This window comes from Maribacter sp. 2-571 (assembly GCF_050589625.1).
Classification (GTDB): Bacteria; Bacteroidota; Bacteroidia; order Flavobacteriales; family Flavobacteriaceae; genus Pelagihabitans.
Window position 1 is genome coordinate 1 of the sequence record NZ_JBNGOP010000044.1, and the last position, 21,222, is coordinate 21,222.

Genomic DNA, 21,222 nt, shown 5'->3' on the forward strand with positions numbered 1-21,222 from the left:
TTTTGGTCTTTTCCGGATGTAACTCCAACCCAATTCGGTGCATTCTGTTTTGGATGGCCTTTAGTGTTTGTTCTGCAAAACAGGGAAGCCTTCAAAGTAACCTCCTGCAGCTATAGCTTGAAAATGCTTTATAAGGTAAAATAGTTAAGTTTAGAACGTACATCAAGAAATAATAGTTTCATCTCGCAAATATACATTGCCAGATGGAACAGTTCACTAATACCGATGTTTTTTGGAACGATGTAAAAGCTCCAATGGTTCATTTAAACCTACCATTTATTAGATTTTTCTGCCCGAACTGTGAGAGTTCATTTTCCCATACCTTTCGGTAAACTTTTAAAATCCAACATTAGTCTACTTATAGGGTCGTTTGATCTCTTCGCAACTATTAAATCTATACGTGAATAAATGAACCAAATAAATTTTATATTCTACTCATATTTTTATCATTTTTGAGCCGAATAAGTATTCTAATCGGCTCATGAAATACAATTGGCAACAAAAAGACTGGCCTAATTTTCAATACAAAACCGATGTTATTGAAGATATGCTCTATGATTTTGCGAAACGTACGGGCCGTATCAGTGGCATTTTGGATGGCTTTTCAGAATCCGAGCAGACAGAGGCCACAATCAACCTTATGGTTTCTGAGGCCATAAAGACCTCTGAAATTGAAGGGGAGTACTTGAGCCGAAACGATGTGATGTCGTCCATTCGGAGAAACTTAGGAATTAATCCAGAATTGCCTTTAACAAAAGACAAAAGAGCAGAAGGGGTGGCTGAATTGATGGTGGCCGTCCGCAATGATTTTCTAAAACCCTTAACGAATCAAACGCTGTTCAATTGGCATTCCATGTTGATGAAAGGCAACACCCAAATTCAAATTCAACAATGGCGTACCCACATAGAACCTATGCAAATTGTAGCAGGAGGTATTGGCAGGGAAATAGTCCATTTTGAAGCGCTACCATCAAAAAGAGTTTCCGCAGAAATGGATGGATTTATCAAATGGTTTAATACATCTCAAACCGAAATCAAGAAACCAATTTTGAGAGCTGCCGTTGCCCATCTCTATTTCGAATCCATACACCCTTTTGAAGATGGCAATGGAAGAATCGGCCGAGCTGTTGCGGAAAAAGCACTTTCCCAAAGTATTGGCCGTCCTGTTTTGTTTAGTCTTTCCAAATCCATCGAAAGCAATAAGAACAATTATTATGATGCTCTAAAAGCCGCTCAACGTTCCAACGAAATTACCGATTGGATAAATTATTTTGTTGGAACTGTTCTCGATGCTCAAATAGATGCAGCACAAGAAATCGAGTTTACCTTAAAGAAAACCAAGTTCTTCGACCAACATAAAAGCGAACTCAACGAAAGACAACAAAAAGTAGTCCGTAGAATGTTGGAAGAAGGCTATCAAGGTTTTGAGGGAGGAATGAACGCTAGAAAATATATTTCCATTGCCAACACATCAAAGGCGACCGCCACGAGGGATTTACAAGACTTGGTGGCGAAGGATATTTTTAGATCCATTGGAGGAGGTCGCAGTACGAAATACGAAATCACTATTTGATTTCGTATTTCCGAGGGGTGCAACGAAACTTTGCACTGTTGTAGCAAAAAAGCAGCAACCAAACCAGTAGAAAAAAGCCTTCCATTTCTTGAAGGTCTTCCATTATTTCACTTCCGGACGGCCCAGAGGCATCGGGGAAACCCGCGCTGCCCTTATAAAAATCTTGTGCTGTCCAAAACGTTCGCAAACAAAAAAAGCACCCAATATGCATTGAGTGCTTTTAGCGGTCCGGACGGGACTCGAACCCGCGACCCCCTGCGTGACAGGCAGGTATTCTAACCAACTGAACTACCGAACCGTGGCGTTTAGCGGATGCAAATATACACCCCTAAATCTATTGCGCAAACTATTTCGTTCAAAAAAACGATATCGTCAGAGAAATTTTTGCCGTTCCACCAAATAGGTATTCAAAATCCTGGAAAAATCCGCTCGAACATCTACCTCAACGTATTTTATACGGTACTGGCCACATTTCTGTTTTAACGCATCAAAGTAGGCAGAAACACTTTTCTCATAGGCTTCTTTTACATTTTCCGAATACAGATCGATATGCTCTCCCGTTTCCACATCTACAAATCGCTTGGGCGTATTTTCGAAATCGAAATGCAATTCGGTCGTTTTATCCATCAAATGAAAAAGCACTACCTCATGCTTGTTGTACTTTAAATGGCGGAGCGCATCAAAAAGTTTTTCGTCATCGGTAGCGGTCTGAAACATGTCGGTAAACAAGAATACCAAACTGCGCCGTTTCATTTTTTCCGCGATCAGGTGCAAATGTTCATAGGTTTCCGTAGCCTTTGCAGGGGAAACATCGGAAGAAATCTCACTCAGTTTGGACAATAGCATCTGATGGTGGCGCTCGCTTCCTTTCTCGGAGGTATAAAAATGATAGGCATCCGAATAGACGCTCAGTCCCACCGCATCGCGTTGCCGTTTTAAAATGTTCATTAGGGCCGAAATGGCCAGCACCCCAAAACCGATCTTGTTCAAGTTATCGATTCCCTGTTGCTGTAGCTCGGGATAGTACATAGAAGCGGAGCTGTCCAAAATCATATGACACCGAAGGTTGGTCTCTTCCTCATACCTTTTGGTATACAGCTTACCCGTTTTGGCAAAGAGCTTCCAATCGATATGTTTTGTGCTCTCGCCGGGGTTGTAGATCTTGTGTTCCGCAAACTCGGCCGAAAAACCATGGAACGGGCTCTTATGGATACCACTGATAAAACCTTCGACCACTTGATGCGCCAAAAGTTCCAAATTTTGGAAAAGGGACGATTTGTTTAATTCTGATTGCAGATCCATGTGACGGCTGTGAGCAACTAAGATAGCGAACCCCTTTTATTATACCGGTATGTAACGGGTAAAATCAGTGTTTTAGGTATTACAATGGCCCCTTAAAGGCTTTTTGAAAAACAAAAAAGGTCCGACAACCAGTGCCGGACCTTTATTTGATGAAGTGATTTAATCTTTCTGTTTGGAACCGAAAATAAAAGCTTTTGTAACCTGATGAAGCTATTTTTTAATGGCAAAGTCAGGGTGCAAAATGTGTTATTTGTAGGTAAAAGAAAAAGCTTAAAACGCTTCAATAAAATCAATGTGTTACAACGCTGCGTCTATAGCGTCGGTATATACTTTCTTGGGAGAAACGCCGACTTGTCGGTTGATGATCTCTCCATTTTTGAAAACCAATACGGTAGGGATGTTCCGCACCCCGTACTTGGCCGCAAATTCCTGATTGGCGTCCACATCTACTTTTCCGACTACGGCCTTACCTTCGTACTCATTGCTTACCTCATCGATGATAGGTCCTACCATTCTACAGGGTCCGCACCATGCCGCCCAAAAATCTACTACTACCGGTTTATCACTTTGCAACACTACCTCGTCAAAAGTAGCATCTGTTATTTCTAATGCCATTTTATTATCTTTTAATATTACGCAAATTTAGTCAAATATTTACCGTTTTCCTTACGCCCCGAACATACGTATTGCCTATGGCGTTATTGGTAATGACTATCTCTACAACGTACACTTCCACTCATTCGTATATTCCGATCAAATGCGTCCTTACCTGCACGGCGGTTCCCGTGCTATCCTTCCCTACGGCGATGCGCATCGATTTGGAGTCGAGCATGGGCATGTGACAGGAAACACAATCGGTACCCATCCCTGTTTCCCTATTTTTTTTCTCGGTGCAGCCCGCTATATTTTTGTTCGCCATATGGCAGCCCATACATTTTTCGTTGAACATTGCCGTAGCACCACGTTGTGGTTTATGCGGGTCATGGCAAGTGGTGCAACGCATCGTTTCGGTTTTTTCGAAACAGGCACTGGCCTTTAACAATCCATACTGGTTGCCGTGCACATCCAGCGTACGGGGTTCTTTTAGAACCGTTTCGTCCACGATTGAAAAATGGGAAAGGGTATCGCCCGGCAAAAAAGCAAAAGCCGGTTTTTTTGGAGTTCGAATTCCGGAATGGCATAGCGCACAGGCATCCAAGCGTTGTTGTTGCGTAAAATCATCATAGGTTTTCATTGCAAAAGGGTGTTGTTCCTCCGGGTTTTCCCGATGCAAGTTCACATGCCGTTCCGAGGGACCGTGACAACGCTCGCAATCGACCCCGTATAGGATTTCATCCTTTTTAAACGTATTGCCCATACCATAAAGCGTGGTGCTCTTTGCAAAGGTTACATGGCACTCCAGACACGAACTGTTCACGGGCCTGGCATCTGCAAAACGGTCTTGGGACATCCCCGGGCTGTTGGTCCATTCATCCGTAGGGGCATAATAGGATACCTGAAGCTGGTATAACGCATCGCCATCCCATTTTAAATAGGTTTGCCCCTTGGTTCCCGAACCGATGACCACCCCTAAGGTATCCGAAGCGATCTGTTTTTTTTCTTTGAGCAAGAACGATTGTTGATATGCCCCATTCCGATCGGAAACCAGTTCAAAACCTAGGGAATCGTTCAAACGATAGTGGTTTTTGCCTTTTTCAAAATTTCCGTGAACGTTCTTTTGATCTGCTTTGGCGGAAGTACCGTAGTGTGCCGTTTTTATATGCGTTTCATAAATATCGCTATGGCATTCCTTACAACTTTCGGACCCCACATAGCCTTGTCCGTTTTTATGATAGGTAATCGGTTCAATGGCAACATAACCCTTGTCCGGGGAGTTTTCCTTGCAGGAGAAAATACCTGTACCGACAACGACCAAGAGCACGACCAGACCATAAGCCGCTTCGGGTATCGACTTGAAAAAATACCCGATGATGCCCCTTGGTCCCATGTTCCGGTGGTGATTCTGGTTCAATTCAGCTTATAATGGACTTCTTGCTCCTTTAGGGTGTGCAACAACTCGCTGGTAATCTGAACTTTTTGTTTTCTACTGGACAGATTCACTTTTATCTCTTCTTCCATTTCATACACTACGAAGTTAAGCGGATGGTTCCCCTTATGCATAACCAGGGTATCCTTGAGCCGATGAATGCCCGCTTCCTCCAATTTGTCGATGTTCAGTTTTATGGTCAGTTTTTTGGCGTAGGCTTCCATAACCTCCTGTAGCAACATAAAACTATTGAACTGTATTCTGGGATCTCCTTTTTTACCGGTATCCCGATTCACCCAACCGTCCTTGATAAATATTTTGATGTAAGCAAAGGAGTTGATCATTAAAAAATGTCGGAATTTTAGATATTCCTCGCCAAAAATCCGAAACTCGAAAGAGTCGGTATAATCTTCCATAGTAAAGGCGGCCCACCCTTTGCCATTTTTGGAGACCCTATGTTGCACATCGGTAATGACCCCTGCAAAGGACAGCTCGCGGTTCACATAGTTTTCCAAAGTGTTCACATGGGAAACGGTGGCATTGCAGAAGGCTTTGATTTCGGTAGTAAAATCGTCCAATGGGTGACCGGAAATGTAAATGCCCACGACTTCTTTTTCGCGGCGCAATTTTTCCATGGTTCCCCAAGTCTCGCAGGGTGGAACGATCGGTTCGGGAATCTGCGCCTCACTGACACCGCCGAACATATCCATTTGGGAGCTGTTCTTGTTTTCTTGAAATTTGGCCGCCGATTTGATCACTTTTTCCAAAAAGGTGATGCCATCGCCCTCATCATGGAAATACTGTGCCCTATGGGTGGTTCCAAAGGAGTCGAACCCACCGGCAACGGCCAGGTTCTCAAATGCCTTTTTGTTCGCCGCCCTAAGGTCGATCCGTTTGGCCAGGTCGAATACACTGCGATAGGGACCTTCCTTTTTGCGGTTCTCCACAATGGTCTCCACCGCCGAGCGCCCTACCCCTTTAATGGCGCCCATACCGAAACGTACCGCTCCCTCTTGATTTACCGCAAACTTATAGTACGATTCGTTTACGTCGGGCCCCAGAACTTCAAGCCCCATACGCTTACATTCCTCCATAAAAAAGGTCACCTGCTTGATATCGTTCATATTGTTGCTCAATACCGCGGCCATATATTCGGCAGGATAATGGGCCTTTAAATAGGCCGTTTGATAGGCGATATAGGCGTAACAGGTAGAATGGCTTTTATTGAAGGCGTAGGAGGCAAAGGCCTCCCAATCCTTCCAAATTTTTTCCAATACTTCCCTTGGATGTCCCTTCTTTTCGCCACCATCCAAAAACTGGGGTTTCAACTTTTGAAGTAGGGCGAATATCTTTTTCCCCATGGCCTTTCGAAGTACATCGGCATCACCTTTTGAAAAACCGGCCAGTTTTTGGGACAACAGCATCACCTGCTCTTGGTAAACGGTAATCCCATAGGTTTCGCTAAGGTACTCCTCCATATCGGGGAGGTCGTAGGTAATTTCCTCGCTGCCATGCTTTCGCGCGATAAAGCTTGGAATATACTCCATTGGTCCCGGTCGATATAGGGCGTTCATGGCGATCAGATCATCAAAAACGGTAGGTTTCAGATCCTTCATGTGCTTTTGCATCCCGGGGGATTCGTACTGAAAAATCCCTACCGTATCCCCACGTTGAAAGAGTTCATAAGTCTCTTCATCATCCAACGGAAAATCGTCGGGAACTAGGGTTATCCCGTGCTTGGCCTTTACAATTTTTACGGTATCCTTGATAAGGGTAAGGGTCTTCAATCCCAAAAAATCCATTTTCAGGAGCCCGGCACTTTCCACTACGGAGTTATCGAACTGGGTGACGTAAAGATCGGAATCCTTTGCCGTGGCAACGGGCACGAAGTTGGTAATGTCGTCCGGGGTAATGATAACACCGCAGGCATGTATCCCGGTATTTCGAACGGAACCCTCCAGGGTTCTGGCCATTTTAAGGGTCTGGCCCTCTAGATCGTCCCCTTCCGAAATATTGAGGAGTTGGTGCACCTTCTCCAAGTCATCGGCGCGAAATTTTTTCTTGAGGTCGGTATCCGAAACGCCAAAAATTTTCCCGAGCTTCGACATGTTCGGTATCAGTTTCGCTATGCGGTCGGCATCGCCCAAGGGCAGGTCCAATACCCGTGCCGTATCTCGTATGGAGGATTTTGCGGCCATGGTCCCGTAGGTAATGATCTGCGCTACTTGGTTGGCGCCATACTTATCGATAACATAATCCATAACCCTACCGCGGCCCTCATCATCAAAATCGATATCGATATCGGGCATGGACACCCGATCCGGATTTAAAAATCGCTCAAAAAGCAGATCGTACTTCAAGGGGTCGATATTGGTAATGGTCAGGCAATACGCCACCACGGAGCCTGCGGCCGAACCCCTTCCCGGCCCTACCGAAACATCCATATTACGTGCCTCGCGAATAAAATCCTCCACAATCAAAAAGTAGCCGGGATAGCCGGAATTTTCAATGGTTTTTAGTTCGAAGTCGATACGTTCGGTAATTTCGGGCGTTATTTCCCCATACCGTACTTTTGCCCCCTCATAGGTAATATGCCTTAAGTACGCATTTTCGCCCCGTTTGCCGCCGTCCACATCATCCTCGGCCACTTTAAAGCTGTCGGGGATATCGAATTTGGGAAGCAGTACATCCCTTGCAAGTTCATAGGGCGTTACCTTGGCGACGATCTCCTGAATCGTCAGAACGGATTCGGGCAGATCCTGAAAGAGTGCCTTCATCGCTTCTTGCGACTTAAAATAGTATTCCTGGTTCGGGAGACCATAGCGATAGCCACGCCCCCTACCGATCGGAGTGGCCTGTTTTTCGCCATCCTTTACGCACAACAGAATGTCATGGGCCTCGGCATCCTCCTTGCTACAATAATAGGTGTTGTTGGTCGCCACCATTTTTACCTGGTGCTTTTTTGAAAAATCGATAAGCACTTGGTTCACCCGATCTTCATCTTCCTGACCGTGCCGCATAATTTCGATGTACAGGTCATCGCCGAACTGGTCCTTCCACCATAATAGGGCTTCCTCTGCCTGGTGTTCCCCTACATTCAATATTTTTCCGGGTACTTCGCCATAGAGGTTTCCCGTAAGTACGATGATGTCCTCCTTATACCTTTCGACGATTCCCCTATCGATCCTGGGTACATAATAGAACCCATCGGTATAGGCAAGCGAGGACATTTTCGCAAGGTTATGATAGCCATTTTTGTTTTTGGCCAACAACACAATCTGATAACCGTAGTCCTTTACACTTTTATTGGCATGATCATCGCAAACAAAAAACTCACAACCGATGATCGGGGTAATTTCTTTGGCCGTTGCCTCCCTGCCTTCCTCTAAGGCCTCTGCATTTTCGGCACGTACTTTTTTATTGTGCGCCCCTATCTCCTTCACAAAATGAAAGGCCCCCATCATGTTGGCATGATCGGTCAGGGCCACTGCCGGCATTTGGTTCTCCGCCGCCGACTTTACCAATGCCTTAATGTTGATGGTCGACTGCAATACCGAAAATTGGGAGTGGTTGTGCAAGTGAACAAATTCGGCCTCCTCCAAGGAGGCAATATTTTTGGATATTTCTTCTTCCGAAATACCGCCCGTATCCTTATCCCACAGTTGGTCCGCAATTTTTTTGGACGCTTTTTTTAGATTGATGTGCTTTAGCCCGATCAATGCTATTTCCTGGGGATTTGCCTCGGAAAAATTTTGAAAATAGTGTGGTTGCACATCCAATTGCTCCGCTGTATAATGGCGAAGTCGGACCAGTTCCAGAAAACAACGGGTGGTGGCCTCTACATCGGCCGTGGCATTATGTGCTTCCGCAAAGGGCTCCTTAAAAAGGTGCTCGTGAAGCTCCGTCAGGGTCGGCAGTTTAAACTTCCCGCCCCGACCTCCGGGTATTTGGCACAACAAGGCCGTTTCCTCGGTACAGGTATCGAGAACGGGCAGTTCTTGCAGCGGGTTTGCAATACCCATCCGATGGAACTCCGCTCCCATAATGTTAAGATCAAAACCCACATTTTGCCCCACCACGAACTTGGTCCGTGCCATGGCCTCATTAAATTTCTCCAGCACCGTTAACAACGGCAACCCCTCGGCCTCGGCGAGCGCCGTGGAAATTCCGTGGATCTGCTCGGCATCATATGGGATATTAAATCCGTCGGGGCGCACCAAATAATCTTGATGCTCCACTACGTTTCCCATACCGTCGTGCAATTGCCAAGCGATCTGGATGCATCGCGGCCAGTTGTCGGTATCGGTGATAGGGGCGTTCCATCGCTTGGGCAGGCCAGTGGTTTCTGTGTCAAAAATCAAGTACATCCGAGTCGGTTTTGTTACTGAAAAAAGAAGCCCTTAAAAGTAAACAAACGCCCCTCTTTTCAAAAGAAGAGTTGTAAAGAGTTATCAACGCAAAAAACCGAATGCGGTGCATTCGGTTTTTTGTAGTATTGCTTGCGTGTAATTCCCTAGGAGACCAAGCTTTCAAATCGTTTTGCTTTTTCCAAGCCGGCCTGTATGGCATCCCGCTGTTTGATCAGCAAACGTTCTGTTGATTTTGGTAATAGGAGGGCATCTTCCCATAATATTTCCTCATATGCCTCCATCGTGGCTTTTTCACCGCGCACTACTTCTTCCAACATTTTCTCTTCTTCATTGGTGGATAGTGTTGCGGTCAAATTCATCCACGTTCTATGCAAATCCCCTTTTATACTGCCGTCCCGTTCGGCCAACTGTCCAAAACTTCCAATTTCGGTCTTCAGTTCATGCCCAAAATTATAACGCTGGCGTACTCGGTCGCCGAAGAAATCCTTTAACGCAGGGTTGGTTACGTTGTCCTGCGCCAATCGATAGCCTTTTTCGGCATCGTAGGCTTTCTCCAATAAATTGTTCAACTTGTTTGAAACTTTCTCAGAATACTTCATTTTATCTCTTATCATTAAGTTAATAACGGTCATTGTTTATCAATGACAACCACTTTTAATATACAATAAAACCACGAAAAACCTAATAAATACGGGGGTTTATAATAAACTTAACGTCCTGTGCGACAAATGTTAAAAAAATTAATATCCTACTCCGCATTATTTAAATGAAGTGATGGATTGTAACATCGAAATAGAAATACTATATTTGCATCCGCTTAAAGAAAAGCGAATGTTTAGAATTAATAATCGAGGGTCGGGCACCCTACAAAATTAATGTGATATGCCAGTTAAGATTAGATTACAGAGACACGGAAAAAAAGGAAAACCATTTTACTGGATCGTTGCGGCGGACAGTCGTTCAAAAAGAGATGGGAAATTCTTGGAAAAGTTGGGAATCTACAACCCAAACACCAATCCAGCTACAATAGAACTTAACGTAGACAGTTCCGTACAGTGGTTGCACAATGGAGCGCAGCCTACCGATACCGCCAGAAACATTTTGTCGTACAAAGGGGTGATGATGAAAAAGCACTTGTTGGGCGGGGTTAAAAAAGGCGCTTTTACCGCTGAGGAAGCCGAAGAGAAGTTTAACGCCTGGTTGGAAGAGAAAGAAGGCCGAATCGCTTCAAAAGTAGGTGGTTTGGACCAAGCCAAGCAAGAAGCGCGAGCTGCTGCGTTGAAAGCTGAAAAGGAAGTTAGCGACAAGCGCGCTTTGGCGGCCGTTGGAGAAGAAGCACCCGCCGAAGAAGCAGTAGCCGAAGCGACCGACATTGTTGTTGAAGAAGCGGCACCGGCAACCGAGGAAGCACCAGCGGATAACGTTGAAGCTTCCAGCGAAGAGGAATAAATACGTTTGAAACGATGCGAAAAGAAGATTGCTTCTATCTCGGTAAAATCGTTTCGAAGTTTAGTTATAAGGGTGAGGTACTCGTGAAATTGGATACCGACGACCCCGAAGCATATGAAGAAATGGAATCGGTTTTTGTTTCGGTACGAAACAATCTGGTTCCATTTTTTATTAAACAATGTCGGCTACACAAATCGGCCCTGCTCCGTATCGATTTTGAGGAGATTCAAAACGAGGACGATGCCGACAGGATAATGGGAAGCGAGCTTTTTCTCCCACTTTCCTTTCTCCCAGCCTTAGAAGGAAACAAATTCTATTTTCATGAGGTGATCGGCTTTACGGTGACCGACACCGAACATGGAAACATTGGTACCATTACCGGTGTGAACGACACTACTTCACAAGCTCTGTTCGAAATAGAAAAAGACGGAAAACAATTGCTCGTACCCATAACCGATGCCATTATCGTTATGGTAGATCGCCAGGAAAAGACCATACGGGTAACGACCCCTGAGGGGTTGGTGGCCCTTTATCTCGAATAGATCAAAATCTGTTTCCATCGGCCTTTGAATCCACGCGTAACACAACACGCGTACGGAACGTATTGATTAATTGAAAAATGCCTGAAAAAGGAACTTGCAGCATGTTCCGTAAAACAACCCTTTTTTTATCGTTCGGCTTTCTATTATCTTTAGAACACAGAATTTTTACCGGGTAACCAATCGAACATCCATGCGCAACACCATATTGTTTTTTGCTTTCCTCTTCTTCGTTGTGTGCAAGGCGCAACAGCAAAACCTTGGGACTAAGGCTTCGGAGCGTCCGCCCAACATTGTATTGATCTTTACCGATGACCAAGGATATCGGGACGTTGGGGTTTTTGGCGCCCAGGACATTGCTACCCCAAACCTAGATCAAATGGCCGCGGACGGAATAAAGCTGACCAGCTATTACGCGGCACAAGCGGTATGTTCGGCATCCCGGGCGGGAATCCTTACCGGATGTTATCCCAATCGCATCGGCATACATAGTGCTATGATGCCCAATAGTAACAAGGGAATCCACCCGGATGAAACCACCTTGGCCGAAATGCTAAAACAAAAAGGATACCGTACCGGAATATTTGGCAAATGGCATCTTGGCGACCATCCGGATTTTCTACCGACGAAAAACGGTTTTGACGAATGGGTCGGAATACCCTATTCCAACGATATGTGGCCCTTGCATCCCCAACAAGGTTCCGTTTTCGACTTTGACCCGCTTCCACTGTTCAAAAATGAGAAGGTCATCGACACGTTAACCAACCAAACACACCTGACCACGCTCATTACCGAACATAGCGTCGATTTTATTGACCGCAACAAAGCACATCCCTTTTTCCTGTACGTGCCGCACCCGCAACCCCACGTTCCCCTTTTTGTTTCCGACAAGTTCAAAGGAAAATCCGATCGGGGACGCTATGGCGACGTTATTATGGAAATTGACTGGTCCGTAGGTGAAATTCTGAACGCTTTGAGAAAAAACGGCCTTGAAGAAAATACCATTGTCATCTTTACCTCCGACAACGGACCTTGGCTTGCCTATGGGAACCATGCCGGAAGCGCTTTACCCTTCCGGGAAGGAAAGGGCACCGCCTGGGAAGGAGGACAACGCGAACCCTTTATCATGCGGTATCCGGGGCAACTACCCGAAGGAACGGTAATTGATGTACCCGTAATGGCCATCGACCTTTTACCGACCATCGCAGAAATCGTCGATGCCGAATTACCCCAAAAGATTATCGACGGGAAAAGTGTTTGGAGTATTCTAAAAGGACAACAACGCAAAAGCGCACAAGAGGCATATTTCTTTTACTACCGGGTTAACGAACTGTTCGGGGTACGGTACGGAAAATGGAAATTGTATTTTCCCCACACCTATAGAACCATGGACGGACAAGCACCTGGAAAAGATGGCATTCCGGGAAAGTACAAAATGATAGACCTTTCGGAAATTGAATTGTACGATGTAACGATAGACCCGAGTGAAACTACCAATGTGGCAAAAGAATACCCCAAAATCGTAGCGAAAATAAAGACCCTTGCCGATACCATGCGTTCCCGGCTCGGGGATTCGCTTACCGGAACGGAAGGATCCGAAACACGTGCCCCGGGCATCGTAGCAGAAAAATGATACTATTTTAACGTTGAAATGGTAAATCGTCCTGGGCTAACAAAAACTATCGTAGCACTTTTCCATGAAACCATTCGTCTTCAAACAATTTAGCATACAACAAGAGCGCTGTGCCATGAAAGTAGGTACGGACGGGGTTTTACTGGGCGCCTGGGCGACGGTAACCCAAAACCCGCTCAACATACTGGATATCGGCGCTGGCACGGGACTTATTTCCCTTATGCTCGCCCAACGCAGTACGGCCGAAAACATTGAGGCCATTGAAATAGAAGAAAATGCCTATGAACAGTGCGTAGAAAACTTTGAGGCCTCGCCATGGGCCGATCGCTTGTTCTGTTATCACGCGGGCCTGGACGAGTTTGTTGCGGAAATGGAGGACCAATACGACCTAATCGTATCGAACCCTCCGTTTTATTCCGAAACCACGGAAAACGAAAAAACGGCCAGGAACCGGGCCAGGCAGACCGCCTATCTACCGTTCGGGGAACTACTGGAAGCAGTTGGGGAACTCCTTGCGCCCAAGGGAGCTTTTGCAACGATACTGCCATACGCGGAAGAAAAAAAGTTCATCGCTTTGGCGGCATCCCACCGTCTTTTTCCAAAACGCATTATGAGGGTAAGGGGAAACCCTACTACCAAATTAAAACGCAGTCTTATCGAATTCACCAAATCCGAAAGCACCCCTACCGAAACCGAACTGACCATTGAAATAAAGCGGCACGAGTATACGTTAGCATACCAAGAACTGACTAAAGACTTTTATTTAAAAATGTAACTTTACTGCGATATACTGTTATATTTTTCTATTTATCTTTGATAAAAAATTGGCATGAAACAAGACCTCTTCGAATCTCCGGATTACTATCTTTTAGACGATTTATTGAGCGAGGAGCACCTCCTTGTCCGCGATGCTGCGCGACAATGGGTGAAGCGGGACGTTTCCCCTATCATAGAAGCGTATGCCCAAAAAGCGGAGTTTCCAAAGCAGATCGTAAGCGGTTTGGCGGAAATAGGTGCTTTTGGACCATATATTCCCGAAACCTATGGTGGAGCAGGCCTGGATCAGATCAGTTACGGCCTAATCATGCAAGAGATCGAGCGTGGCGATAGCGGCGTGCGTTCCACCGCCTCCGTACAGTCGTCATTGGTCATGTACCCAATCTACACCTATGGCAACGAAGAACAACGCCAAAAATACCTTCCCAAACTAGCTTCCGGCGAATGGATGGGATCCTTTGGACTAACGGAACCCGACCATGGATCGAACCCGGGAGGCATGACCACCAATTTTAAGGACAAGGGCGACCACTATCTTTTGAACGGTGCCAAACTATGGATATCGAACGCACCATTTTGTGATGTGGCGGTCGTATGGGCCAAAAATGAGGAAGGGCGCATACACGGTTTGATCGTTGAACGGGGCATGGAAGGCTTTTCCACACCGGAAACACATAACAAATGGTCGCTACGGGCATCGGCCACGGGAGAACTGTTGTTCGATAACGTAAAAGTACCAAAAGAAAACCTGCTCCCCAAAAAAAATGGATTGGGCGCTCCACTCGGCTGTTTGGACTCCGCACGCTACGGAATTGCTTGGGGCGCCATTGGTGCGGCCATGGACTGTTATGATACGGCACTGCGCTACGCCCAAGAACGGGTACAGTTCGGCAAACCCATAGCGGCCTTTCAGCTACAACAAAAAAAGTTGGCCGAAATGATTACCGAAATTACAAAGGCCCAATTGTTGGCCTTCCGTTTGGGGCAACTAAAAAACGAAGGAAAAGCATCGACCGCGCAAATTTCTATGGCCAAGCGCAACAATGTGGCCATGGCGCTGAACATTGCCCGAGAATCCCGTCAGATACTGGGAGGAATGGGCATTACCGGCGAATATAGTATTATGCGCCACATGATGAACTTGGAAAGTGTGGTTACGTACGAAGGCACCCACGACATTCATCTATTGATTACCGGTGCCGATATTACCGGGCACCAGGCATTCAAATAAGTATTCTGACGGAACGGAAAGCGAGCGCTCCAAAAGTTTCAAAAACAACTGCTAAAAAGGGCCGCAAAACCTGCTATTTTTTTATTAGGAACAGCTTTACACGCGCTTGTGCCTTACTTTGAGTATTCCCGGTTATGACCGAACCATAAAAATCAATACCTTTCTAGAGATTATAATTATAGCATGCCGTATATGAAATATGTATTTGTGTTTCTTTTTGTTTTCCTGAGCTCGTGTAAAAACGATAACACCAAAACACCGCCTAAGGAAATTCCCGTATCGCAAAACGTAAAAGTGGCGAAACCGGATTTCACCACCCCCGACGTACTTTTGGGCGATCTGTTCACTGCCGTACAATTGGGAGAAATCTTTCCCGATAGCAAAACCTTTGTAGATTGCACCGCAAAATTCCCCTACGAAGAAATACGTTCCAATTATCGGCAACAAAAGGACCGAGCGGATTTCGACCTTAAACGGTTTGTGGAAGCACATTTTGATATGCCCCCTTCCATATCCTCCGATTTTAAGTACTATCCGGAGCGATCGGCCGTTGAACACGTAAATGCGCTTTGGCCAGTATTGCAGCGGGCCTCCGACAGCGTTCGCGAAGGGAGCTCCCTAATTCCGTTACCCAACCCCTATGTCGTTCCGGGAGGCCGCTTCCGCGAAGTATATTACTGGGACAGTTATTTTACCATGCTGGGACTGGTAGAAAGTGATGCGTTCGACCTGATTACGGACATGTTGGACAATTTTGCGCATCTGATCGAAACGGTAGGCCATATTCCCAACGGAAATAGGACCTACTACATCACCCGCTCCCAACCTCCTTTTTTTTCGGAAATGGTAAAGTTGCTTGCCGCGCATCAAGGCGATTCCGTTTATACGACATACCGGGAAGCCTTAAAAAAGGAATACGCCTTTTGGATGGCCGGAAGTCAGACTGCGGATAAGCCCGTAAAGCACTGTGTCCCCACACCCCGAGGTATCATGAACCGCTATTATGATACCGGTGACGGACCGCGACAGGAATCGTATCGTGAAGATTTTTTACAGATAGAAAAAGTGAACGGCGGTAAAAAAATGTATCGCGACTTAAGATCTGGCGCGGCTTCGGGCTGGGATTATTCCTCACGATGGTTCGGGGATAAAGCCTCTATAGAGACCATAGAAACCACGGACATCATTCCCCTAGACCTTAACGCATTGCTTTATGGGCTGGAAGAGGTCTTGATGAAGTGCTATGCCGACGATAGCACTTATGTTAGCACGCTAGAAAAGCGAATGAGCGATAGGGTCGTTTTCTTCGAAAACTACTGCTGGAACGCTGAAGACGGTGTATATGAGGACTTTAACTGGGTACAGCAAAAAAGGACCGGGGTCAAATCCTTGGCCATGGTATATCCGTTGTTCTTTAAAATGGCCTCTCAAGAACAGGCTGACGCCATCGCCGACTACATTAAAATACATTTTTTAAAACCCGGGGGAGTAATCACTACCTTGAACACTACCGGTGAACAGTGGGATGCACCCAACGGTTGGGCACCATTACAATGGATGACGGTTATCGGTTTAAAAAATTATGGCCATCAGGAACTGGCAACGACCATTGCCGAACGATGGGTGACCCTTAATGAAAAGGTGTACCGCAATACCGGAAAGTTCGTAGAAAAATATAATGTAGAGGACATGGCACTCAAGGCCGGTGGCGGAGAATATCCGGTACAAGATGGTTTTGGATGGAGCAACGGTGTTTATTTGGCGCTAAAGGCGCAGCTCGCAGAAAATTAATTGCGGTCGTAGGTCAGCGTAATTTCATCATCGGACAACAAGGGATCGTCCTCGGAAACCAATGTAAGCACATCGCCGTCTATGGAGTAACGGTATTCCTCGTCATTGGAAAGGGTAATCAAATTACCGTTAACGGTATAATTGCCTCCCGCTCCAATTAAAAACTGATACGGCCCCTCATTGGTAACGATCAGGGTACTTCCCTCGAAAGCCAGTTTGTGGTTGCTAAATTCGATATCGTCCGGAAAAAAACAGAAGCAGCTGACATCTGCGAGCGCCCATTGCCCTTCCAACTCTACATTGACCACATCATCGTTATCCTTGGAACATGACGTAAGACAAGCGATCAATGCTACTATGATGCCTATTCGTTTCATTTTGGTGGTTACTTATAAAAGGATAACGTAAAATTAGAACATGGCGTATACAACACCCCTACTTTAATTGTTAAAACTTAAAGGAGAAATCGGTTCAGGCATCAAAAAAGGGACAACTCACCACAAGAATCATCGCTTTCACATCATTTGTTTTGGCAACAGCCCACATCGTCGTATGTTTACCATGTAATAAAAACGAAATAAATTTTTTCATTTTCATATAGTGTTCTCGTAAAGGAGCCCATCTGACAAAGATTGGGCTCTATTTAGTTTTGTACCTATTGTCCATTAAAATGTTTCTACCGCATACGGCATCTTCAGACACCATGGAATGTCCGGGCCGCTGTCTATGGTCATAAAGGCCAATACAACGATAACGGGTACCGTTCCAAGTTAAAAAGTGGCTTTCGCGCGCAGCAATTGTTTGGCAACATGCCAGAAGTTAATAGAGGCAGGGTTCGGTTGTAAGGGGTTCTTAGGATTTTCAACATAAGAGCTCACCAATAACAACAGGTATTGTAATTGATGTTTGGTTCCCATAAAATTTTCAAAGGCCATTTCCCAGTCGTCGAATTCCCGGGTTTCGATATGGCCGTGGGAAAGAATTTCGATATCGGTGTGCATATCGCTTTCCTTTATTTTATCGAAAAGACGAAGTACCTTTATTTGGTTCCCTTCCAGATACTGTAAAAACGCTCCCTCATAAAACAATAAACATCCTGTAATGTCATTTGATCGGTTGTAGGATCTGGCGGCTTCCAACATTTGCTGCACGGCATCCTGGGAAATTCCCAAACGTGCTTTTGAACGATAAACTAGATTGAACATGTGGGATAGTGGTTAAGATGCTTCGTTTAAAGATAATAATTTATGGTTAAACACAATTTAAAAATGTAGTATTATTCCTTATGTTTTAGGCTTTTGATAAAATAAGTCTCTATTGGCTGTCTTCATTTCGGCATAACGCGGGTCGGCAACATAGTCTTCCTTCCTCATCTTCAACACCTCTATACTTAAAAATCCGAACTCGCTTACCACTTTACCATAAAAACGGTACACACCCTTTCCCCTAAAAAAGTACTTTTTGGCCACCGGAGGAAAAAGTACCGTATCGAAAACTTCGCCATGCTGATCGACCAGTGTTGCAAAATGCATTTTTTTGCCATTGTGGGTCTTGGTGTTTTTCACGGTAACCAAATAGCCATAGATGTCGATATACTTATCCAGAAATTTATCCAAGTCCTTGCTCCCGTTACCATTTTTTGGCACCTCTTTTAAAAGCTCGAAAGGGCTACACAAACAGAATCCCAGCAGTTCCAATTGTGTAAAGGCCGTCTCAAGGTCGGTGGTGTACAGTTTTGGAATTTTAAAGTCCTGTTGCCGTGCCCTGAACAGTTTCGGGTGTTCTACCTGCGTTTGTTTCCCTAAAAACAGATGGGCCTTCCAAAGCAGTTCATGTTTATTGACCCCGACGGAACGAAAGGCATCGATACGGATAAGGATGCTCAACTGTTCTATGGATATGGATACCCGATCGAGAAAATTTTCCAAGGAGTTAAAATTTCCTTTCTCGGTACGTTCCTTCAAAATGCGCTCCACTACCCGCGTTTCGCACGCTTTCAGATATCCAAAACCGAGGTAAAGCTGTTTTCCATAAATACGATTAGTGGCAAAGCTGGCATTGATACAGGGAGGGTGAACCGTAGCGCCTAACATTCTGGCCTCGTGAATATAAAATTCGGAACGGTAAAAGCCACCTCCGTTATTCAGAACGGCCACCATATACTCCAAGGGATAATACGCCCTTAAAAAAAGGGTCTGATAGCTTTCTACCGCATAGGATGCCGAATGCCCCTTTGCAAATGCATACCCGGCAAAACTCGCCACTTGGTTCCATATCTCAAAGATGAGGGTGTCGGCATATCCTTTTTTACGGCAGTTGGAGATAAACTTTTCCCTTACTTTTTGAAATTCCTTTCTGGAGCGAAATTTACCGCTCATCCCACGCCGCAGCACATCGGCCTCCCCTAGGGTAAGGTCGGCAAAGTGGTGCGCCACCTTGATCACGTCTTCCTGATAGACCATTACGCCATAGGTATCGGGCATGATATCGAGCATTACGGGATGCGCCTTTTCTTCCGCCCTACCGGCATTCCGATGCCGTAGAATGTACTCCCGCATCATTCCGCTTTTGGCCACTCCGGGACGAATAATGGAACTGGCCGCGACCAGCCCGAGGTAATTGTCGACCGCCAATTTTTTAAGTAGCATGCGCATTGCGGGCGATTCTACATAAAAACACCCCATACACTGTGCCTTTTTGATCAATTCATTGATCACGGGATCGTGTTTGAACCTATTGATATTATGAATATCCAATTGGGCAAAATCATCGGGACGGTCGCGTTCCAAAATCTCCATGGTTTCCCTGATCTTCGCCAAGCCCCGCTGTCCTAAAATATCGAATTTGTACAACCCTACGTCTTCCGCGATAACCATATCGAACTGCGTTGTAGGAAATCCTTTGGGCGGCATATACGTAGCCGAGAACCAGTGCAAGGGCTTTTCGCTTATTAAGATCCCACCGGCATGAATGCTCAAATAGTTCGGTATCCCTTCCAATAACTGGGTATATTTTACCACCAATGCGGAAACACCATCCAAACGGGATGCTTGAAAATGACCGTCGGCCAAAGCATCTATTTCCGTTTTGGGAAGACCAAAAACCTTTCCCAATTCCCGAACCATACCCCGCCATTTGAAAGTTACATAGGTACCCAATAAGGCCACATGCTCAAAACGTTCAAAAATATACTGGGTGACAATGGGACGGTCCCGATGTGAAAAATCGATATCAAAATCGGGCGGATTGGCCCTGTAGAGGTTCATAAACCGTTCAAAATAAAGATCTAGTTCAATAGGATCCACATCCGTAATACGCAGAAGATAGGCGACAATACTATTTGCCCCGCTTCCCCTTCCCACATAAAAGAACCCGCGTTTTCGGGCAAAGGAAACAATGTCCCAATTGATCAAAAAATAAGAGACAAAACCCATTTCCTTGATAAGTGACAATTCTTTTTGCAGCCTCTCGGTAATAGCGGTTCCTCCGCTTGGATAGCGATAGGGAAGTCCTTCCCAACACAATTTCTCCAACAAGGCCTCGTCTTCTTTTCGGGTACGGCAATACGTTTCTAAATTTTGTGGTTTTCTTCCCTTCGAAAAATCGAAATGAATGGAGCAACTATCCAGTAAATGAGCGGTATTCTCCAATATAAAAGAATATTCCGAAAAAGCCGCGGCCAAGTTCGCGATCGGGAACATGGTATCGCCCACATGGGCCTCCTCGCTTTTGTCCAATTTGCTCAACAACGTATTATTGTCGATGGCCCGCAGTAGTCTATGGGCATTAAAATCGCGCTTGTTCCGAAACGTAACGGGCTGTTGCACCACTAAGCGGTCTTTCAATTGCAATAGTTTGGAAAAAGGCAAACGCCTTAGATCGGCAATGGAGACGCCTATAAATTCATTGGTCGAAAAAACGCTTCTATTTTCCCTCACTACTTTTTCAAAGGGATACACCACATAGGCATTTCTAAATTCTGGAGCCGTTGCGGGAAACAGTTTATCGTGATGCAGGTGTTCGGAAAGAAAAGCGTTCAACTCCAAATACCCCTCATTGTTTTTGGCAATACCCAAAAAGCAAGGATCGACCCCATTTCGAAAATCGATGCCGAGCACGGGCCGTACATTAAATTCAGGAGCCTTTCGAATAAAGTTAAGTGCCGCGGAAGTGCTATTGATATCGGTCAGCACCAATTTGGTCACGTGGTGTTCTTGCGCCAATTGCAAGAGCTCCAACTCTGAAAAGGTCCCGTAACGAAGGCTATAATATGTGTGGCAGTTTAGATAGATAGACTAGGTGTTAGTGGTCAGTGAAAAGACAAGTTCAAGTTCAAGAATCAAACTCAAGTTCAAATTCAGTGTCATTCCTTCACATACTACTTTTTACTTATTGCTTTTCACTATAATTTTTTCAAACTCAAACTACCCCATACTTTTTATTCATTACTAGCGACTCAATAGTGTCCGGTTAATGTAATAGTAATCTTTGTAAAGACCTTAAAAATATACAAGTTACGGCCGTTCTTTGA

At 45.3% G+C, this 21,222-nt stretch carries 15 protein-coding genes and 1 tRNA gene; 7 read left to right on the forward strand and 9 right to left on the reverse strand.

Annotated elements, in window-relative coordinates; translation table 11 throughout:
• Positions 1–481 precede the first annotated feature (481 nt).
• A complete protein-coding gene (locus ACRD7P_RS20270) occupies positions 482–1,573 on the forward strand; it encodes a Fic family protein (RefSeq protein ID WP_430909606.1) in 1,092 nt (363 codons plus the stop codon).
• Positions 1,574–1,797: 224 nt separating this feature from the next.
• Here the strand turns inward: ACRD7P_RS20270 and ACRD7P_RS20275 are convergent.
• The 6 genes from ACRD7P_RS20275 to ACRD7P_RS20300 form a co-directional block, all read right to left on the reverse strand.
• A tRNA-Asp gene (locus ACRD7P_RS20275) sits at positions 1,798–1,871 on the reverse strand.
• A 74-nt stretch (positions 1,872–1,945) separates the two neighbouring features.
• Positions 1,946–2,875 (reverse strand): DUF58 domain-containing protein, encoded by a 930-nt coding sequence (locus ACRD7P_RS20280; protein ID WP_430909607.1) that lies wholly within the window; start codon positions 2,873–2,875, stop codon positions 1,946–1,948.
• A 297-nt stretch (positions 2,876–3,172) separates the two neighbouring features.
• The gene (trxA, locus tag ACRD7P_RS20285; protein WP_430909608.1) at positions 3,173–3,490 is read right to left on the reverse strand and encodes a thioredoxin; all 318 of its coding nucleotides are present in this window, start codon (positions 3,488–3,490) and stop codon (positions 3,173–3,175) included.
• A 121-nt stretch (positions 3,491–3,611) separates the two neighbouring features.
• On the reverse strand, positions 3,612–4,886 hold the full coding sequence (locus ACRD7P_RS20290) for a cytochrome c3 family protein (protein ID WP_430909609.1): 1,275 nt from the start codon (positions 4,884–4,886) through the stop codon (positions 3,612–3,614).
• Positions 4,883–9,268, reverse strand: a complete 4,386-nt coding sequence (gene dnaE, locus ACRD7P_RS20295; RefSeq protein WP_430909610.1) for a DNA polymerase III subunit alpha — start codon at positions 9,266–9,268, stop codon at positions 4,883–4,885. Before dnaE ends, ACRD7P_RS20290 begins: the two co-directional genes overlap by 4 nt.
• 146 nt (positions 9,269–9,414) lie before the next feature.
• Positions 9,415–9,870, reverse strand: coding sequence for a ferritin-like domain-containing protein (locus tag ACRD7P_RS20300; RefSeq protein ID WP_430909612.1), 456 nt, complete (start codon positions 9,868–9,870; stop codon positions 9,415–9,417).
• A gap of 283 nt (positions 9,871–10,153) precedes the next feature.
• Here ACRD7P_RS20300 and ACRD7P_RS20305 point away from each other — a divergent pair, with 283 nt between their 5' ends.
• The 6 genes from ACRD7P_RS20305 to treF all read left to right on the forward strand — a co-directional run bounded on the left by ACRD7P_RS20305 (position 10,154) and on the right by treF (position 16,691).
• Positions 10,154–10,720 (forward strand): 30S ribosomal protein S16, encoded by a 567-nt coding sequence (locus tag ACRD7P_RS20305; RefSeq protein WP_430909613.1) that lies wholly within the window; start codon positions 10,154–10,156, stop codon positions 10,718–10,720.
• Positions 10,721–10,734: 14 nt separating this feature from the next.
• Positions 10,735–11,262: a ribosome maturation factor RimM gene (rimM, locus tag ACRD7P_RS20310; RefSeq protein WP_430909614.1), complete on the forward strand. Its 528-nt coding sequence runs from the start codon at positions 10,735–10,737 to the stop codon at positions 11,260–11,262.
• Between the two features lie 190 nt (positions 11,263–11,452).
• Positions 11,453–12,892 carry a sulfatase family protein gene (locus ACRD7P_RS20315; protein ID WP_430909615.1) on the forward strand — a complete coding sequence of 480 codons (1,440 nt, stop codon included), beginning with the start codon at positions 11,453–11,455 and terminating at the stop codon, positions 12,890–12,892.
• Positions 12,893–12,956: 64 nt separating this feature from the next.
• Positions 12,957–13,667, forward strand: coding sequence for a tRNA1(Val) (adenine(37)-N6)-methyltransferase (locus tag ACRD7P_RS20320; protein WP_430909617.1), 711 nt, complete (start codon positions 12,957–12,959; stop codon positions 13,665–13,667).
• 54 nt (positions 13,668–13,721) lie between these two features.
• Entirely contained in the window at positions 13,722–14,900 is a 1,179-nt protein-coding gene (locus tag ACRD7P_RS20325) for an acyl-CoA dehydrogenase family protein (protein WP_430909618.1), read from the forward strand.
• Between the two features lie 192 nt (positions 14,901–15,092).
• Positions 15,093–16,691, forward strand: a complete 1,599-nt coding sequence (gene treF / locus ACRD7P_RS20330) for an alpha,alpha-trehalase TreF (RefSeq protein ID WP_430909619.1) — start codon at positions 15,093–15,095, stop codon at positions 16,689–16,691.
• Here treF and ACRD7P_RS20335 read toward each other — a convergent pair.
• From ACRD7P_RS20335 to ACRD7P_RS20345, 3 genes are all read right to left on the reverse strand, one after another.
• Positions 16,688–17,068, reverse strand: coding sequence for a hypothetical protein (locus ACRD7P_RS20335; RefSeq protein ID WP_430909620.1), 381 nt, complete (start codon positions 17,066–17,068; stop codon positions 16,688–16,690). The two genes, treF and ACRD7P_RS20335, sit on opposite strands and share 4 nt — an antisense overlap.
• Before the next feature lie 393 nt (positions 17,069–17,461).
• The gene (locus ACRD7P_RS20340) at positions 17,462–17,896 is read right to left on the reverse strand and encodes a BLUF domain-containing protein (protein ID WP_430909621.1); all 435 of its coding nucleotides are present in this window, start codon (positions 17,894–17,896) and stop codon (positions 17,462–17,464) included.
• Positions 17,897–17,974: 78 nt separating this feature from the next.
• Positions 17,975–20,983 carry a DNA polymerase III subunit alpha gene (locus tag ACRD7P_RS20345; protein WP_430909623.1) on the reverse strand — a complete coding sequence of 1,003 codons (3,009 nt, stop codon included), beginning with the start codon at positions 20,981–20,983 and terminating at the stop codon, positions 17,975–17,977.
• Positions 20,984–21,222 lie beyond the last annotated feature (239 nt).

What these genes read in the sequence shown, in the direction of transcription:
- ACRD7P_RS20280 (WP_430909607.1), bottom strand. Translation starts at nt 2,875, where the DNA reads ATGGATCTGCAATCAGAATTAAACAAATCGTCCCTTTTCCAAAATTTG.
- dnaE (WP_430909610.1), bottom strand. Translation starts at nt 9,268, where the DNA reads ATGTACTTGATTTTTGACACAGAAACCACTGGCCTGCCCAAGCGATGG.
- ACRD7P_RS20325 (WP_430909618.1), top strand. Translation starts at nt 13,722, where the DNA reads ATGAAACAAGACCTCTTCGAATCTCCGGATTACTATCTTTTAGACGAT.
- ACRD7P_RS20335 (WP_430909620.1), bottom strand. Translation starts at nt 17,068, where the DNA reads ATGAAACGAATAGGCATCATAGTAGCATTGATCGCTTGTCTTACGTCA.
- ACRD7P_RS20320 (WP_430909617.1), top strand. Translation starts at nt 12,957, where the DNA reads ATGAAACCATTCGTCTTCAAACAATTTAGCATACAACAAGAGCGCTGT.
- ACRD7P_RS20340 (WP_430909621.1), bottom strand. Translation starts at nt 17,896, where the DNA reads ATGTTCAATCTAGTTTATCGTTCAAAAGCACGTTTGGGAATTTCCCAG.
- ACRD7P_RS20305 (WP_430909613.1), top strand. Translation starts at nt 10,154, where the DNA reads ATGCCAGTTAAGATTAGATTACAGAGACACGGAAAAAAAGGAAAACCA.
- treF (WP_430909619.1), top strand. Translation starts at nt 15,093, where the DNA reads ATGAAATATGTATTTGTGTTTCTTTTTGTTTTCCTGAGCTCGTGTAAA.
- rimM (WP_430909614.1), top strand. Translation starts at nt 10,735, where the DNA reads ATGCGAAAAGAAGATTGCTTCTATCTCGGTAAAATCGTTTCGAAGTTT.
- ACRD7P_RS20270 (WP_430909606.1), top strand. Translation starts at nt 482, where the DNA reads ATGAAATACAATTGGCAACAAAAAGACTGGCCTAATTTTCAATACAAA.
- trxA (WP_430909608.1), bottom strand. Translation starts at nt 3,490, where the DNA reads ATGGCATTAGAAATAACAGATGCTACTTTTGACGAGGTAGTGTTGCAA.
- ACRD7P_RS20300 (WP_430909612.1), bottom strand. Translation starts at nt 9,870, where the DNA reads ATGAAGTATTCTGAGAAAGTTTCAAACAAGTTGAACAATTTATTGGAG.
- ACRD7P_RS20315 (WP_430909615.1), top strand. Translation starts at nt 11,453, where the DNA reads ATGCGCAACACCATATTGTTTTTTGCTTTCCTCTTCTTCGTTGTGTGC.